Here is a 17074-nt window from a genome sequence, read left to right as displayed (position 1 = left end):
ATATTCTATCATATTCGTTGGCTAACGCCAACCGAAATTCATCTCCCACTTTCACTGGTGCTGGCGCACCTTCACGTTTAGAAGTAGGAGACTTCTTTCGGAGGGAAGTTAAATTAAGAAACAATATGTTGTGTTTTGTTTAAGGGAAATTACCCTTTTGGGTCAGCCCCAGTCGGCAAACGAACCGCTTGCCGACTACGGCAGAAAAGCTAGAAACAGAACCTGCTCAACTAGTTTTTATGGGTTAATCAACATGCCTGTGCAAACGGCAACGTTTCAAATCGCCTTTATATATTTTGCTCGCGGCGGTTCGGTCCAGTGATTTCAATCGGATAGGCCAAATAGCGGATTCGCTCCATAATGCGCGCCGCCTTCACCTTCTCTTCTTCGCCGCGCTGCGAATACGTCAAATGATGGGCGAGCTGCTGCATATCAAAGTTCGACGTGAAAAACGTCGGCAAGTTTTCAAACATCCGGTATTGCAAGATCGGGCCAAACACATCATCGCGCACCCAGCTTGACATCGCCTCCGCCCCAAGATCATCGAGCATCAGCACCGGCACTTTTTTGATATAATCAAGCTTTTCGTTCATCGTCTGGTCTTGAAGCGAATGTTTCATCTCACGAAACAGCTCGGGCACGTAGACGATCAGCGACGAAACGTTTCGCTTCGCCAGCTCGTTGGCGATCGCGGCGAGCAAATACGTTTTGCCCACCCCAAACGATCCGTGCAAATACAAGCCTTTCATTTTTTTCCCTGGCTCGTATTCCGCCACAAACCGCTCGGCAAATCGGATCGCTTTGATCCGCCCATCGTCATTGAGATCGACGTCAGAGAGCGAAGCACGCAAGATTTCGCGCGGCATGAACATGCTTTGAATGAGCGACTCTTGCCGTTTTCGCTCGTCATGCTGCACTTTTTTTGGGCAGCGGTCGTACTCAACGTCGATCCTTCCACCGTTGACCACCAAATTTGGATGGTACCCCGGCAGCATGTTGTTGCATCGCTCAAGGCCCGGACATTGGCGGCAATTCCCGTGCTGCTCGATGAACTCATACAGCTTCATCAAGCTGCGGTCAACCGCATCGGCCGACAATTGCCGTTCGTGCGCCCGCAAAAACGGCTGCACGTCCGGATGCTCCAAAATGTAGCGTTTCATTTGTTCGTAGCGTTGTTTAAACCGTTGATTGCCAAGCAACCGCTGCAACAGGTGGTTTACTCGTTCCATGGCTTTTCCCTCTATGATTCATCACGGTATTTTTTCAGCCGTTCCTCAAGCTCTTTGCGCGCCTGTTCGACGTCAAAATCATCATCATCCGGCTGGCTGTAATCCATGTTCAGCCAGTCCGGGACGATTTCCGTGCGCACGACTTTGCGCACCGTCCGCGTCCCTTTTTCCTTTTCGTTCGCCCAGTTTTGGTATGTTTTCGCCTCTTCTTTCGCCAGCTCCATGGCTTCCTTCACGGTTTTCACCTTTTTGCGCGCCCAATGGCTGGCGATTTTTTCTACATATTTTTTCGACAGCTTCATATTCGTCCGGAGCATGACATAATAAATGAGCACGTTGACAACCCCGGGGAGCAGCTGTTGCTTAAACATCACATCTTCGATCAGCTGCAAATCAGCAAGCGACGGCTCAGCGCCGCCTGAAATCTCTTTCAGCAGCTGGCGCGGGGAAATTGTTTCCAGCTGTTTCATTAGTTGCTCCTCTTTTGTGCGCGGTTCGATGTTTTCCATCGTCCGGTAGGCGAGCGGCTGCACTCGTTCGACGAGGCGCGGCTCGACACCGCCATGTTCGAGCTCATACCATTCGCGCGCCGCCCGGCGCAACGCGTCAATATCGATATGATAGGCCGGATCGATGACGCCAAGGACCAGTTTTTGCATCTCAAGCGGCGGAATGCCGTATAAAAACGCCAGCTTTTTAATCGCTTCCTTCACTTTCGCTGTCACCGCTCGGCGCGGCACAAGCTGCTTGGACAGGCCGGCAAAAAACAGCTCAAAGTCGAATACATCATCATCAAGCACATACGACTCCTCATCCCGCCTGATGTGATCCTTCCCTTCAAGCAGCTCGGGCCCGGCTTCTTCGCTGAGGCCGGCGACGATTTGTTCAGCGGGCACGGCCGAAAACACGTCGGAAAACGACCGCGTCACCTGGGTGAATTTCGTTTCATCAATGGACGGACGGGCAAAAAAGTTGCTCAGCTGGATAAACAAGTGGCGGCCGACTTGCCGGTGCAAAAAAAACGCTCAACATCTCGTCGCGGAAAAACTGGTCTGGCGCCAACGGCGGGCGCAGCTCATAAAGAAACAGCTTCGGTTCATCCGCCTCTTTAGCGTGGACGTATGTGTCGAGCAGCCCGATTCCTTCGAGTTTCAACCGTTCGCTGTAAATGTCCGGCAGTCCGCACTGCATGAGCGCCATAAGCCGATGATGGGTCGCTTCCTGGCCGTCAAGCAGCTCAAGCTCCCCCCAAAGCGTCATATAAAGCGCCAACGCCCGGCAGCCGATGAGCGGCTGGTAAAGCAGCGTCAGCACTTTACGGTCCACCTCTTGCAACACCCCACGGCTTTGCACGGTATAACGGTCGACAGCAATCAGCTCTTTCCAATGGTGTTGCATCGCTCCGACCTTCCATTTCGCCGTATTCGTTTCAAACCGGCTCTCCCCTTTCCTGCCGAAAAGACGTTGAAAAAAAGGGCTTGCCGCCTAACGCCAAAGCCCTTTTTACCGTTGCCCTTTTTTGATCAGCTCTTTCAGTTCTTCAATGAACACATTAATATCTTTAAACTGCCGATAGACGGAAGCGAAGCGGACATAGGCGACCTCATCGATGTGTGACAGGCGCTCCATCACCATTTCGCCGATCGTTTCGCTTTTCACTTCCGAGACGCCTTGATTGCGCAGTTCGCGCTCAATTTCCTGCGTCACTTTTTCAAGCTCCTCGAGCGCCACCGGCCGCTTCTCGCACGCTTTGATCAAGCCGCGCAAAATTTTCTCCCGGCTAAATTCTTCGCGCGTCCCCTCTTTTTTCACAACAATCAGCGGCGGCTCCTCGATCCGCTCAAACGTCGTAAACCGATAATGGCACTGTTCGCACTCCCGCCGGCGGCGGATCGAACGACCCTCTTCAACCGGGCGCGAGTCAAGCACGCGCGTGCCTTGATGATGGCATGAAGGACATCGCATAACATCCACTCCGTTGATCTTCTTATTTTCTATCATACCGGAATGGACGAAAGCAGACAAGATATAGTTAGCTGTTCAGTCCGGAACCGATATAGGGCAGGCGGGCGTCGAGCTTCCGATACAAATCGAGAATGACCGCCCGGCTATGCCCAAAATCAAACGGCAATAGCTTCGTCTCCGTCGTCGCGGAAAAGTCGACCGCCGTTTCAAACGGCCGCACGGAAATGACGGTAGCGACGATAAACAACTTTTTGCCGCGCCTTGTTTGTGCACAAATTTCGCCGCGCTCTTCGGAAACAGAAACGAGCTCGGCGCCAGGCAGCGACGAGAGCAGCTCCTTGACCGCATCGATCACAGCGCGGTTCGTCGCTTTGTAATAATGGCTTCTTAGCTCTTCATCTTCATGATTTTCCCGCGTTTCACAATGGTTTGTGAAGGCGTATTTGAGTGTTTTCCACATGCTCATTGCCACGTCTCCCTAGTCATTCTTTTTCTTCCATCATACCATGATGTTCGCCGCTGTTGTACCGCCGAGGGCGCAAAAAAAGGAGCGTTTCGCTTACGCTCCTTTCGGTTTATCATGATCCAATTACAGCGCCTGCGCCTTTTTCACTTCGATTGGGCGCATGCCGCGCGGAAGTTCAATCGTTTCCCGCGTTTGCGCGCCCAGCATTTCGGCAATGTAATCGGCGGCAATCGTCGGGTCTAAATGGCCGCATGTATACACATCAATGCTCGCATAGCCGTGTTCGGGAAACGTGTGAATCGTCAAATGCGATTCCGAAATAATGACGACCCCGCTTACGCCTTGCGGAGCGAATTTATGGAACGCCACTTCGCGAATCTCCGCTCCCGACTTTAACGCGGCGTCAACGAACGTTTTTTCAATAAAATCAATATCATTCAGTTTGTCAAAGTCGCATCCCCAAAGTTCCGAGATAACGTGACGACCCATCGTGTCCATGAAAAGAATCCCCCTTTAACCAATTTTCTCAAACAAATAAAAAAACAGAAGGTGAGTTGCAAAATGGCATGTATAACTACCACGGGGGAAAGTTAGTCCTAAGAGGTCCTAACCCTTTAAGTAGTCACATTACCCTTGCCGTTAAGAAGTTCACGAGACATAGTATACTTTGTTTAGGGGGTTTTTGCAACAGGCTTTTTTAATTTTTTTGCATAAAAAAGAGAAAAAGCGCCCACGCCCGCACCGTGGCCCGATCCGTTTGTGCGGATCGCAAAAGCCATAGCGCAGGCGGCGCGCTTCACATCGAACCGCTGTTACGCATTGACGCTGAGACGCTCATTCATTTTGGCCGCGACAAGATGGGCTAAATCAACGACGCGGCACGAATAGCCCCATTCATTGTCATACCAAGCGAGCACTTTCACTTTTCGCCCTTCCATCACCATCGTCGACAGGCCGTCGATAATCGCAGAATGCGGATTCGTATTGAAATCGATCGAGACAAGCGGCTCCATCGTGAAATCCAAGATGCCTTTCAATGGGCCGTTGGCAGCGCGGATCAGCGCCTCGTTCACCTCATCAACCGTCACATCGCGCTTCAAGTCGACGACCAAGTCGACGAGCGAGACGTTCGGCGTCGGGACGCGGAGCGCCATGCCATGAAGCTTCCCTTTTAAATGCGGCAGCACTAGGCCAAGCGCTTTCGCCGCTCCCGTTGTCGTCGGGATGATCGACTGCGCGCATGAGCGGGCGCGGCGCAAATCTTTATGCGGGTTGTCGATGTTTTTTTGGTCGTTCGTATACGCGTGAACCGTCGTCATCAGGCCGTTTTCAATCCCAAACGCTTCATCGAGCACTTTGACGACCGGAGCCAAACAGTTTGTCGTACACGAGGCGTTCGAAATGATGAAATGGCGGTCGATGTCAAGCATATGCTCGTTGACGCCAACAACGATCGTCACATCTTCATTTTTGCCCGGGGCGGTTAAAATGACGCGCTTCGCCCCTGCCTCAAGGTGAAGGCTCGCCTTTTCACGATCGTTGAATTTTCCGGTCGCTTCAATCACAATATCGATATCAAGCTCTTTCCACGGCAGCTGTTTCGGGTCGCGCGAGTTTAACAGCCTCACTTTTTTGCCGTTGACGAGCAGGCCGTCTTCCAAGGCGATGACCTCACCGTCAAATTTGCCGTGGTTTGAGTCATATTTCACTAAATGGGCTAACGTTTCCGGCGGATAGCTGGCGTTCACCGCCACAATGTCGAGATCAGGGGAATTGATGGCGCGCCGGAACACCATCCGTCCGATTCGTCCGAAACCGTTAATCGCCACTTTCGCCTTCATTCACTTTGTTCTCCTCTCATATATGTTATACTATTTTCTTATATTTGTATAAATAGTATATCATATTTTTAGGGAATGTGGAGAACAAAATGACTGAAAGCGAACAAAAAAGACGCCTATTTTTCCAAGGCGTCCCATTGTTTCAAAATAGCCAACAGCTGACGGCGTGTCTCTTCCCTCGTTCCGTTATTGTTGATGACCGCGTCGGCCCGCTTCATTTTTTCCGCCAGCGGCCATTGAGCGCAAATGCGGGCGCGCGCTTCTTCCTCAGTGAACCCGTTCCGCTCCATCAGCCGGCGAAGCTGGATGTCATCGTCAACATACACGACAAGTACTTTATCGACCCAGGATGTCAATCCGCTTTCAAATAAAAGCGGAATGTCCAATACGACCGTTTTCGCCCCGGAACGGACGAGCGCTTCTTTCTCCGCGAGCATTTTCTGACGCACCGCCGGGTGAACGATGGCGTTTAGCTTTTTCCGTTCTTCTTCGTCGTTGAACACGATCGCCCCGAGTTTCGCCCGATCGATCTCTCCATTTGTCTGCAAAATGCCCGGACCGAAGGCGGCGACAATCTGACGGTAGGCGTCTTCCCCCGGTCGGACGACGGCGCGCGCCGCTTCGTCAGCATCAATGACCGGAAGGCCGAGCTCGCGCATCATCGCGCTCACCGTGCTTTTGCCGCTGGCGATCCCGCCGGTCAATCCGATCGTCAACGTCATGGAACCTCTCTCCTTTTTACACGCCGCCTAGCGCTGGCAGCGCGGGCAATAATGCGTGCCGCGGCCGGCGACGACCGTTTTTTCAATCGGCGTGCCGCATCGTTTGCACGGATTGCCTTGGCGGCCATACACGTACAAATGATGTTGAAACGTACCGGCCTCGCCTTGCGTGTTCACGTACGTGCGCACCGTGCTTCCCCCTTTCATGACCGCCTCGCCGATCGTCGCCACCATTTCCTCATGCAGGCGCTCGATCTCTTTGCTGGAGAGCGAGGCAGCCGGCCGGCCGGGAAGAATGCCGGCGCGAAACAGCGATTCGTCGACATAAATATTGCCAAACCCAGCCACGACCGTCTGATCAAGGAGCAACGCTTTGACCGACCGTTTCGTTTTCACCGCCCGCTCCGCCAATACAGCTGGGGAAAACGCCGGGGAAAGCGGCTCCGGCCCAAGCTCAGCAAGCGGCGGCCGGCGGTCAGCTTCTTCTTTGGCATAAACGTGCATCGTTCCGAACTTGCGCACGTCGCGGTAACGGAGTTCGCTGCCGTCCGTGAAGCAAAACACGACGTGCGTATGCGGTTCGAGCGGCTCGAGGGCAGAAGCAACGGCGTAGCGCCCTTCCATGCGCAAATGGGAAATGAGCGCATCGCGGTCGAGCAGGAATTTCAAAAATTTCCCTCTCCGTTCCAAACCACGCACCGTCTGTCCGATCATTCTTGCCGCAAACGCCTCGGGGTCTCGCGGATGGCGGATGATGTTCGGCCAAAAGATGCGCACATCCTCAATCGTTTTTCCGACAATAAGCGGCAAAAGCGTACGACGGATCGTTTCCACCTCCGGCAATTCCGGCATGGCGATCCCCCCTTTCCTCCGTTTTCCTGCATCGTTCCCGCCGACGCTTTCACATTGACGCCGGTTCATCCGCCGAGAGAAAGATTCTCCATGGGGCGGCAGCTGTTTCGCTCCCATTCATCGACCCGCAGCCGAGAATCGTCGCACCGAAAGATTCTGCCTAAAAGGCCGGTGAGAAACGCTGATTTTCACAAAATCGGTCATGTTGGTTGAGAAGGACGGCTCGATGTTCAAGGCTTCCCAACTGGAGAAGAGTCGTTGTGAAACTGCTTTTTCATTCCATCACAGGCCTTCTTAGGGATGCCGGCGATCCACACCAAGACTCCTTTTTATTTCGCGTCATACCATGTCGAGCCGTAATGGTAATCGACTTTGAGCGGCACGCGAAGTGTGACCGCTTGCTCCATCACTTCCGGAACGAGCCGGCACAGCCGCTCCATCTCTTCTTTCGGCGCCTCCAAAATGAGCTCGTCATGCACCTGCAGCAAAAGGCGCGCTTGCAGCCGCTCTTCCTTCAGTCTGGCGTTCAGATCGATCATCGCCTTTTTAATAATGTCAGCGGCGCTCCCTTGAATCGGCGTGTTCATCGCCATCCGTTCAGCAAAGCTGCGGACGTTGAAGTTGCGGCTCGTGATATCCGGCAAATAGCGGCGCCGATGCAGCAGCGTCGTCACATACCCTTTCTGTTTTGCTTCTTGCACAATGTTTTCCATATACCGCTTCACGCCAGGGAAGCTTTCGAAGTAGCGCTCGATGAATTCAGCCGCCTCTTTGCGCGAAATATTTAAGTTTTGCGCCAAGCCGTAATCACTGATCCCGTAAACGATCCCAAAGTTGACCGCCTTCGCCTGACGGCGCATGTTGGGCGTCACTTCGTCCTCGCTCACTTGGAAAATGTCCATCGCTGTTTTCGTATGGATATCCAAATCGCGGCGGAACGCTTCCATTAAATTGTCATCTTCCGCAATATGGGCGAGGACGCGCAACTCAATTTGTGAGTAGTCGGCGGCGAAAATGAGCCAATCAGACTCCGACGGCACGAACGCTTGGCGGATTTTCCGTCCTTCCTCAAGCCGAATCGGAATGTTTTGCAAGTTCGGCTCCGTCGAGCTGAGCCGTCCGGTTTGCGTCAACGCCTGATTGAAAATCGTATGCACCTTCTTTGTATCGGGTCGCACGACTTTCAGCAATCCTTCAATATACGTCGACTGCAACTTGCCAAGCTGGCGGTAATGCAAAATGTTTTCCACGATCTCGTGATAAGGCGCAAGTTTTTCAAGCACATCCGCCGAAGTGGAGTAGCCGGTTTTCGTTTTTTTCAAGACGGGCAGCTGCAGTTTTTCAAATAAAATGACGCCGAGCTGTTTCGGTGAATTGATGTTGAATTCTTGGCCGGCGAGCTCATAAATGCGCTGCTCGACCGTGCCGAGCTGCTCGGCGAGCTCTTTGCCCATCTGTTCGAGCCGCTTCGTATCCACTTTCACTCCGGCAAATTCCATTTCCGCCAAAATCGAAGACAACGGCTGCTCGAGCTCGACGAGCAACCGATCTTGTTCGTTGCGGCGCAGCTCATCCAAAAACGGCCGTTCGAGCTCCCAAATCGCCGCCGCCTTGCGGACGAGATGCTCGGCGAGCACTGGCTCATCCGGCACGGCCCGCTTCGCCCCTTTGCCATACACCGCTTCATCCGGGCGCACCGCTTCGTATTGCTTCATTTTGGCTGCGGCAGCTACATCATCAACACCTTGCGCCGGATCAAGCAAATAGGCGGCCAGCAATAAATCAAAGGAAACGCCGCATAGCTCAATTCCTTTCCATTTCAAGGCGACTGCCGCGCGCTTTGAGTCAAACATGCTTTTTTTCTTCGTTTCATCACCAAGCCAGGCGACAAACTGCGGATCGGCAAGCGCCGTCTCCGGGCGCAGGAAAAACCGTCCATGTTCGTTGACCACAGCGATGCCGACGATCGGCGCATCATGATAATTTTCCTCGACCACTTCAACGACAAGCGCCGCCTTGTCGGCAAGCATCTCCTCCGTCACGCGGTCAGCAAGCGTAAATGCCATCTTGGCAAGCGGTTTTTCCTCTTCTGATGACGGCGATTCCATTTTCTCTAAAAACGATTGAAACCCAAGCTCTTTAAATAAAGCGACCACTTTCTCCCGGTCTTCCCCTTGATAGACGATGTCATCAAGCGAGAGCTCGACCGGGGCGTCGCGGCGAATGGCGGCGAGCTTTTTGCTTAACAGCGCCATCTCCCGGTGTTGGCGCAGCGTTTCTTTCAACTTTTCGCCTTTGATCTCGTCAATGGAGGCAAGCACATTTTCGACCGTGCCGAATTGCCTGAGCAGCTTGACCGCCGTCTTTTCCCCGATGCCCGGCACTCCGGGGATGTTGTCCGATTTGTCGCCCATCAATCCTTTCAAATCAACGATTTGTTCCGGAGTTAAGCCGTATTTTTCGCGGACCGTCTGCGGCGTGTATGGTTCGATATCGGTAATCCCTTTTTTCGTAATGTCCACCGTCACATGGGGGGAGGCGAGCTGGGTCAGATCGCGGTCGCCGGAAATGACTTTCACCTCAAACCCTTCCTGCTCAGCGCGGGCGGCAAGCGTTCCGATAATATCGTCCGCTTCGTAGTTCTCGAGTTCATAGGCGGGGATGCGATATGCCCTCAGCAGCTCGCGCAACAGCGGAAACTGCTCCGACAGCTCCGGTGGCGTCTGCTGGCGCCCACCTTTATACTCTTGAAACGCTTCATGCCGGAACGTCGTTTTCCCGGCGTCAAACGCGACAAGCATATGAGTTGGCTCTTCTTCCGCCAAAATTTTATTCAACATCATCGTAAACCCGTAGACGGCGTTCGTATGGATGCCTTTGTCGTTATGCAAAAGCGGCAAGGCAAAAAAGGCGCGGTACGCCACGCTGCTGCCGTCGATTAAAACAAGCTTTTTTTTCAATCTCATCCCTCCTCGGATGCTTCCTTGTCCTATTGTACCATGCCTGCGGCTTGCCTTGAACGCTCTCCCACCATGATGGGAGGCGCCGATTCATCCCCTGCTTACGCTCACGCTGAAAAATGGGAGGCTTCTCAGTTGGAGATGATCAAAAGAAGCCGGCTACCGTCCCGGCTTTGGAAAATGGATCGTGAACACGGTGCCGCGCCCCACTTTGCTCGCTACGGTAATATATCCATGGTGAGCCTCAACCAAATGTTTCACAATCGAAAGGCCCAACCCCGTTCCGCCGGAATCGCGGCTGCGCGCCTTGTCGACGCGGTAAAAACGCTCAAAAATGCGCGGGATTTCCTTTTCCTCAATGCCGATTCCGGTGTCTTTCACATGGATCAGCACTTCTTTCTCCGTCTCTTCCGCCTCGACAGCGACCCGTCCGTGCTCCGGCGTATACGTGATGGCGTTGGCGAGCAAGTTCAGCAAAATTTGCTTCATCCGATTTCTGTCACCGCGGATGACAAGCCCGGATGGCGATTCGATATGCAAATCAATTTGTTTTTCCGCCGCTTTTTGGCGAAACACAGCAGCCGCTTCGGCGATGACTTGAGCGATATCCACGTCTTCGAGTTGCAGCTGAAATCCGTGCTGCTCGATTTTCGACAAGTCCAACAGTTCCTCAACGAGCGTTTGCAGCCGTTCGCTTTCTTTTAAGATGATGGTCAAAAAATGTTCGAGCGCCGCTTCATCCTTCATGGCGCCATCCAATAGCGTTTCGGCGAATCCTTTGATGGACGTCACCGGCGTTTTCAATTCGTGCGAAACGTTGGCGACAAAGTCTTTGCGGATTTGCTCAAGACGCTTCAGCTCCGTAATGTCGTGAAACACGACGACAATCCCTTTCCATTCGGCGTTCGTGCCAATGATGGGAGCCCCGTATACATCGAAATGTTTCCGCTCGATGCCAATCGTCAGCCGCATATGCCGGCGCATCGTCGTTTCGGTGATGAAAATATCATCGATAAACCGGACGATGTCGCCATGCGGCAGCACATCGGCGTACGGACGGTGTAAACAATCCGACGGATCGAGATGAAACTGAGTCTGGAACGCCCGATTGATGAGAGAAATATGTCCGCGGTGGTCAATAAACAACAGGCCGCTGCCGACGTTTTCAATGAGCGTGTGAAGCCGATCGGTCTGAATTTCCCGCGCCCTGCTCATCTCCTGCAAATGGCGGGCCAGCCGGTTGATCGAGCGCACAAGCATCCCGGCCTCGTTATATTCACCATCGGGCACACGGGCGGCGTAATTGCCTTTTTCCAGCTCAAACGCCACTTTCGTCGCTTCTTCAATCGGCTTCATATATTGATTGGCGATTTTCCAGACGAGAGCGATGATGACAACGAGCGCCATCCCGAGGCTGCTCGTGAGCACGCCCCAAATTTGCTCGTTTACTTTTTGGAGTGAGCTCGTCGGTGTGCTTAACACGACGTACCCGCTCCGCTCACCGCGCTCGTACGGGACGATGTAGTAATAGACGTCGTTTGTTTTTTCAATCACGGAAAAACGGGGAAACTGCTTTTTGCGCAAAATCGCGCGGACGATGCGCTCATGGTCTTTGTCGCTGATCGCTGCGACGCGACCGCTGTCAAACCGCACCCGTTCTTCTTTATCGAGCACGGTGATGCGGGACGACAGCTCATTCCCCATTTCCTGCAAATCGGCGCGGATTTGCTCGAGCGGTTCATTTTCAAGCAAAATCGCAAGCGCTTGGGCCTCTTTTTCCATCCGTTTGTTCATCGTCTCGGCGTAAAAATCTTTCAGCAATTGCCCGAGCAAAAGCCCGAGGGCGATCAACACCGTGGCGATGAGCGTCACGAGCCAAAACAAAAGGCGGGTGCGGAAGCTATTCATGCCGCTTCGGTTCCTCCAACTTGTAGCCAAGGCCGCGCACCGTTTTAATGTACATCGGTTTTTTCGTATCGGTTTCGATCTTCTCGCGCAAGTGGCTGATATGGACGTCGACAATGCGTGTATCGCCGGCAAACTCGTAGTTCCACACGGCGCTGAGCAGCTGGTCGCGCGTCAACACCCGCCCTTTATGGCGAGCCAAATAAAGGAGCAACTCAAACTCTTTCGGCGTCAGCTCAAGCGGCTTGCCGTCGATCGTTGCTTCATAGCGTTCCGGAAAAATTTCCAGATCGCCAACAACAAGCCGCTCGCTCGATTCAGCCGCCGGCTGAACGATCTCCGTGCGGCGCAAAATCGCCTTGACGCGGGCAATGACTTCGCGCGGGCTGAACGGCTTTGTCATATAGTCGTCGGCGCCAAGCTCAAGACCAAGCACTTTGTCAAATTCATCATCGCGAGCCGTCAACATTAAAATCGGCGTCATGATTTGCTGCTGGCGAAGCCGCTTGCACACATCAACGCCGTCAAGCTTCGGCAGCATCAAGTCCAAAATAATGAGCGCCGGCTGCTCGGACGCTACTTTCACGAGCGCCTCTTCGCCATCGTGAGCGGTCACGACGTGAAATCCGGCTTTCTCCAAATTGTACGACAACAGAGTCACAATCGGCTGTTCGTCATCGACAACTAAAATTTTTCGTCCCATGCCGCTCCTCCATCCCGTCCAATGGTTTCTGCCTTTATGATACCACAATTGACGCCATGATTCGGACAAAAAAAGAAAAAAGGGCGGTTTTCCTGCGGACAGGTTGCCCGCGGAAAACTGCCTCTCGCGTTTGGTTGGCTTCCTTTGGCGGAAAGCGGCATAAAACTCCCCCTTTGTTTCGAAGTGGGGGACTGCTTTCAACATGAGGTCAAAAGTTCTCGAGCACCCGCCCGTCTAGGCGCGGCAACGTATGCGGCGGGCAGACAGACAGCGTTCCGTCAAGCACCGTTTCCGCACCGCGCGTCGCCATGACGGACAACGTCACGCAATGGCCCGCCTCATCGACATCGGCGACTTCGAGCAAAAATTCGAGCGTTTCATAATGATAAACGGGGCGGAGAAAGCGAAGATCCTGCCGCGTAATGTAGCTGCCCGGGCCTGGCAAATATTTGGAGACCGCGGACGTGATCATCCCCGTCAACATGACCGGCGGCACGACCGGTTTTCCAAACGGCGTCTGTGAAGCATAATCATGCTGGATATAGAGCGGATTGGCATCATCCGTCAGCCCAAGATAAAGAAGCAAGTCTTTGTCTTCGATGGCGGCTTGGAACACGAGCTTTTCCCCCGCTTGAATTTCCCCGATCCGTCTCCCGAGCTTTCGTTTTTTCAACATGTTCCCACCCCTTCGTTGTCTAGAAAGCGCTTTCATTGACTGTGGGCAAAAATCCGGGGCAATGCCCGAATTTTTGCCTCGCCGCTATTCCAGCATGCGCATGACATTTTTAACGGATTCGACGGATTTGGCGAGCGCCGCTTTTTCCTCTTCGGTCAGCTCGAGCTCGATCACTTTCTCGATGCCGTTGCCGCCGAGGATCGTCGGCACGCCCAAATAAATGCCTTCATAGCCGTATTCGCCTTCAAGGTAGGCGATCGCCGGCAAAATGCGGCGCTGGTCTTTCAAAATCGCTTCGACCATTTCGACAAGCGAGGCGGCCGGTGCGTAGTAGGCGCTGCCGTTGCCGAGCAGGTTGACGATTTCACCGCCGCCTTTGCGCGTCCGCTCAACGATGGCGTCCAAACGATCTTTCGGAATGAGTTTTTCGAGCGGAATGCCGCCGGCGTACGAGTAGCGGACGAGCGGCACCATGTCATCGCCATGGCCGCCTAAAACAAACCCAGTGACATCTTTTACCGAAATGTTCAGCTCCTCGGCGACGAACGTGCGGAAGCGCGCCGTATCCAAGACGCCCGACTGGCCGATGACGCGGTTTTTCGGAAACCCGGACTCTTGAAACACCGTGTATGTCATGGCATCGACCGGGTTCGTCAAGACGATGATGTAGCAGTTCGGCGAGTATTTGACGACTTCCTTCGTCACTTGCTTCATAATTTTTTGGTTCGTCGTCACCAAATCGTCGCGGCTCATGCCCGGCTTGCGGGCGATGCCTGCTGTGATGACGACGATGTCGGAATCGGCTGTGTCAGCGTAATCCGATGTGCCGATGATATTCGCGTCAAAGCCGAGCACCGGGCTTGCCTCGAGCATATCGAGCGCCTTCCCTTTCGTTGGGTTCTCAAGCTGCGGAATATCGACCAACACGACGTCGCCGAGCTCTTTTTGCGCCAAAAGGAACGCCGTCGTCGCCCCCGTGAATCCGGCGCCGATCACCGAGATTTTTTTCCGTTTCATCGCCATCGTTTGCCATCCCTTTCCTTCAAAGGTTAGTCCATATTGCGGATGAGCGCATCAGCAAATTCGGAGCATTTCACTTCCGTCGCCCCTTCCATCAGGCGGGCGAAGTCATACGTGACGATTTTCGCAGCGATCGTTTTCTCCATCGCTTTGATGATCAATTTCGCTGCTTCGTTCCAACCAAGATGCTCAAACATCATGACGCCCGAGAGAATGACGGACGATGGGTTGACTTTGTCAAGCCCTGCGTATTTCGGCGCCGTGCCGTGCGTCGCTTCGAAAATCGCGTGGCCGGTTTCGTAGTTGATGTTTGCCCCCGGCGCGATGCCGATGCCGCCGACTTGAGCGGCCAGCGCGTCGGAAATGTAGTCGCCGTTTAAGTTCATCGTCGCGATGACGTCAAATTCGCGCGGACGCGTCAAAATTTGTTGCAGGAAGATGTCGGCGATGACATCTTTGATAATGATTTTGCCGGACGCTTCCGCATCAGCAAGCGCTTTGTTCGCCGCTTCCTTGCCTTCCGTTTCAACGATTCGGTCGTATTGCGCCCACGTGAACACTTTGTCGGCGAATTCTTCCTCCGCCAGTTCATAACCCCAGTTTTTAAACGCGCCTTCGGTGAATTTCATAATGTTTCCTTTATGAACGAGCGTCACCGACTTGCGGCCGTGTTCGATCGCGTAGTTGATCGCCGCGCGCACAAGCCGTTTCGTCCCTTGTTCGGAAATCGGTTTAATGCCGATGCCGGACGTTTCCGGGAAGCGGATTTTGCGCACGCCCATTTCGTTTTGCAAAAAGTCGATGACTTTTTTCACTTCCGGCGTGCCTTTGGCATATTCAATGCCAGCGTAGATGTCTTCCGTGTTTTCCCGGAAAATGACCATATCGGTGTCTTCCGGGCGTTTCACCGGCGACGGAACGCCTGGGAAGTAGCGAACCGGGCGCAAGCAGACAAACAGGTCGAGCTCTTGGCGGAGCGCGACGTTCAGCGAGCGGATGCCGCCGCCGACCGGCGTCGTCAACGGCCCTTTAATGGCGATTATGTATTCGCGGATCGTCTCAAGCGTTTCATCCGGAAGCCAGCTGCCCGTCAGCTTGTACGCTTTTTCACCAGCGAGCACTTCCTTCCAAACGATTTTTTTCTCACCTTTGTACGCTTTTTCCACCGCTGCTTCGAGCACGCGCGAAGCGGCCGCCCAAATGTCCGGGCCGGTTCCATCCCCCTCGATGAACGGAATGATCGGGTTGTTCGGAACGTTGAGCACACCATTTTGGACTGTAATTTTTTCTCCTTGCGTCACGAGCAAAACCCCCAATGCAGTTTTTTTATAAAAAGGCGTGAAGGCGCGCCTTCACCGCCTTGTCCACTTGTTTTAGCCGCGCTCGTCGATCGGCACGTACGCCCGCTTGCCTGGGCCGGTGTACTCAGCGCGCGGACGGATGAGACGGTTGTTGTCGTATTGTTCCAAGATGTGAGCCAACCATCCCGAGGTGCGGCTGACGGCAAAAATCGGCGTAAACAAATCATGATCGATTCCTAAACAATGGTAAACCGAGGCGGAATAAAAGTCAACGTTTGGCGGCAGCGCTTTTTCCGATGTGACGATTTCTTCAATCTTCGTCGACATTTCATACCAATGCGGCTCGCCGACGAGCTTCGTCAGTTTTTCCGACATTTTTTTCAAATGTTTGGCGCGCGGGTCGCCTTTTCGGTAAACGCGATGGCCAAAGCCCATAATTTTTTCTTTGTTGGCGAGCTTTCTGCGGATGTATGGCTCGACGTTGTCGACCGTGCCGATTTCCGTCAACATTTTCATCACCGCTTCGTTCGCCCCGCCGTGAAGCGGCCCTTTCAAGGCTCCGATCGCCGCCGTGATGCCGGAATACATATCGGACAGCGTGGCTACGCAGACGCGCGCCGTGAACGTCGACGCGTTCAACTCGTGGTCGGCATGCAGCACGAGCGCCTTGTTGAACGCTTCCGTGGCGATGTCGTCTGGTTCTTTGCCGGTCAGCATGTACAAGAAATTGGCGGCAAAGCTCAAATCTTTGCGCGGCGCAACCGGTTCCAACCCTTTGCGCACGCGGGCGAAGGCGGTGACAATCGTCGGGATTTTCGCCTGCAGGCGAATGGCTTTCCGATAATTCGCCTCTTTCGTCATCACATCCGCCTCTTCATCATACAAGCCGAGAAGCGATACCGCGGTGCGCAAAGCCGCCATCGGATGCACCTTGTCAATCGGATACAGCTTGAAGTGTTCAATGATTTCATTTGGAATTTCAGCGTTTTCCGCCAACTGTTTCTTTAATTCCTCAAGCTGCTCTTTCGTCGGCAGTTCGCGATGCCAAAGCAAATAAACGACTTCTTCGAAGGAAGCGTTTTCGGCTAAATCGTCAATGTCATAACCGACATACGTCAACGTGTCATCGATGATCGAACTGATGCTTGAAGTTGTGGCCACAACTCCCTCTAACCCACGGGTTACTGTCATGTTCAATCTCCCCTTCTCTTCATAAGTTCCGGCCATAACGACCGATGGCCGATGAGCGCTTGCTCGAAATGGAGGCAAAAACAAACGCGCGCGCGAAAGTGCTTACATGACGCCGGCGGCAACCGCCCCGTCGCAACAGCTGTACAATGCTTGGCCGAAAACTCACTCACGTTTATTATTATAAACAATTATCAGACTTTTGTCAGCTGTCACACGTCAAAAGAAATGGCTCTTCACCACAAC

At 53.4% G+C, this 17074-nt stretch carries 14 protein-coding genes and 1 pseudogene; all 15 read right to left on the bottom strand.

Features of this window, described 5'->3' with window-relative positions:
• Window positions 1-287 precede the first annotated feature (287 nt).
• The gene (gene dnaI, locus I656_RS08325; RefSeq protein WP_013144524.1) at window positions 288-1229 is read right to left on the bottom strand and encodes a primosomal protein DnaI; all 942 of its coding nucleotides are present in this window, start codon (window positions 1227-1229) and stop codon (window positions 288-290) included.
• 11 nt (window positions 1230-1240) lie between these two features.
• Window positions 1241-2627: pseudogene (locus I656_RS0115505) on the bottom strand (replication initiation and membrane attachment family protein).
• 105 nt (window positions 2628-2732) lie between these two features.
• Window positions 2733-3194 carry a transcriptional regulator NrdR gene (gene nrdR / locus I656_RS08330; protein WP_013144522.1) on the bottom strand — a complete coding sequence of 154 codons (462 nt, stop codon included), beginning with the start codon at window positions 3192-3194 and terminating at the stop codon, window positions 2733-2735.
• A gap of 67 nt (window positions 3195-3261) precedes the next feature.
• Window positions 3262-3660 (bottom strand): hypothetical protein, encoded by a 399-nt coding sequence (locus tag I656_RS08335; protein WP_011232198.1) that lies wholly within the window; start codon window positions 3658-3660, stop codon window positions 3262-3264.
• Window positions 3661-3783: 123 nt separating this feature from the next.
• On the bottom strand, window positions 3784-4158 hold the full coding sequence (gene speD, locus I656_RS08340; protein ID WP_011232199.1) for an adenosylmethionine decarboxylase: 375 nt from the start codon (window positions 4156-4158) through the stop codon (window positions 3784-3786).
• Between the two features lie 314 nt (window positions 4159-4472).
• Window positions 4473-5501 carry a glyceraldehyde-3-phosphate dehydrogenase gene (locus tag I656_RS08345; RefSeq protein ID WP_011232200.1) on the bottom strand — a complete coding sequence of 343 codons (1029 nt, stop codon included), beginning with the start codon at window positions 5499-5501 and terminating at the stop codon, window positions 4473-4475.
• A 116-nt stretch (window positions 5502-5617) separates the two neighbouring features.
• On the bottom strand, window positions 5618-6223 hold the full coding sequence (gene coaE, locus I656_RS08350) for a dephospho-CoA kinase (protein WP_020754978.1): 606 nt from the start codon (window positions 6221-6223) through the stop codon (window positions 5618-5620).
• Between the two features lie 27 nt (window positions 6224-6250).
• Window positions 6251-7075 carry a DNA-formamidopyrimidine glycosylase gene (gene mutM, locus I656_RS08355; protein ID WP_033005547.1) on the bottom strand — a complete coding sequence of 275 codons (825 nt, stop codon included), beginning with the start codon at window positions 7073-7075 and terminating at the stop codon, window positions 6251-6253.
• Window positions 7076-7404: 329 nt separating this feature from the next.
• The gene (polA, locus tag I656_RS08360; protein WP_020754976.1) at window positions 7405-10041 is read right to left on the bottom strand and encodes a DNA polymerase I; all 2637 of its coding nucleotides are present in this window, start codon (window positions 10039-10041) and stop codon (window positions 7405-7407) included.
• A gap of 153 nt (window positions 10042-10194) precedes the next feature.
• Entirely contained in the window at window positions 10195-11943 is a 1749-nt protein-coding gene (gene pnpS / locus I656_RS08365) for a two-component system histidine kinase PnpS (protein WP_011232205.1), read from the bottom strand.
• The gene (locus I656_RS0115500) at window positions 11936-12643 is read right to left on the bottom strand and encodes a response regulator transcription factor (protein WP_014196523.1); all 708 of its coding nucleotides are present in this window, start codon (window positions 12641-12643) and stop codon (window positions 11936-11938) included. Before I656_RS0115500 ends, pnpS begins: the two co-directional genes overlap by 8 nt.
• Window positions 12644-12851: 208 nt before the next feature.
• Complete coding sequence (locus I656_RS08370; RefSeq protein WP_011232207.1) at window positions 12852-13319, bottom strand: MaoC/PaaZ C-terminal domain-containing protein; 468 nt, start codon at window positions 13317-13319, stop codon at window positions 12852-12854.
• An 84-nt stretch (window positions 13320-13403) separates the two neighbouring features.
• Window positions 13404-14342 carry a malate dehydrogenase gene (gene mdh / locus I656_RS08375; protein WP_011232208.1) on the bottom strand — a complete coding sequence of 313 codons (939 nt, stop codon included), beginning with the start codon at window positions 14340-14342 and terminating at the stop codon, window positions 13404-13406.
• 26 nt (window positions 14343-14368) lie between these two features.
• A complete protein-coding gene (gene icd / locus I656_RS08380) occupies window positions 14369-15640 on the bottom strand; it encodes an NADP-dependent isocitrate dehydrogenase (protein WP_011232209.1) in 1272 nt (423 codons plus the stop codon).
• A gap of 72 nt (window positions 15641-15712) precedes the next feature.
• Complete coding sequence (citZ, locus tag I656_RS08385; protein WP_015375586.1) at window positions 15713-16831, bottom strand: citrate synthase; 1119 nt, start codon at window positions 16829-16831, stop codon at window positions 15713-15715.
• Between the last annotated feature and the right edge of the window lie 243 nt (window positions 16832-17074).

Source organism: Geobacillus sp. WSUCF1, from assembly GCF_000422025.1.
Taxonomy (GTDB): Bacteria; Bacillota; Bacilli; order Bacillales; family Anoxybacillaceae; genus Geobacillus; species Geobacillus zalihae.
Note: the sequence above shows the minus strand (reverse complement) of the source record. Positions and strands in the feature narration are given on the sequence as shown.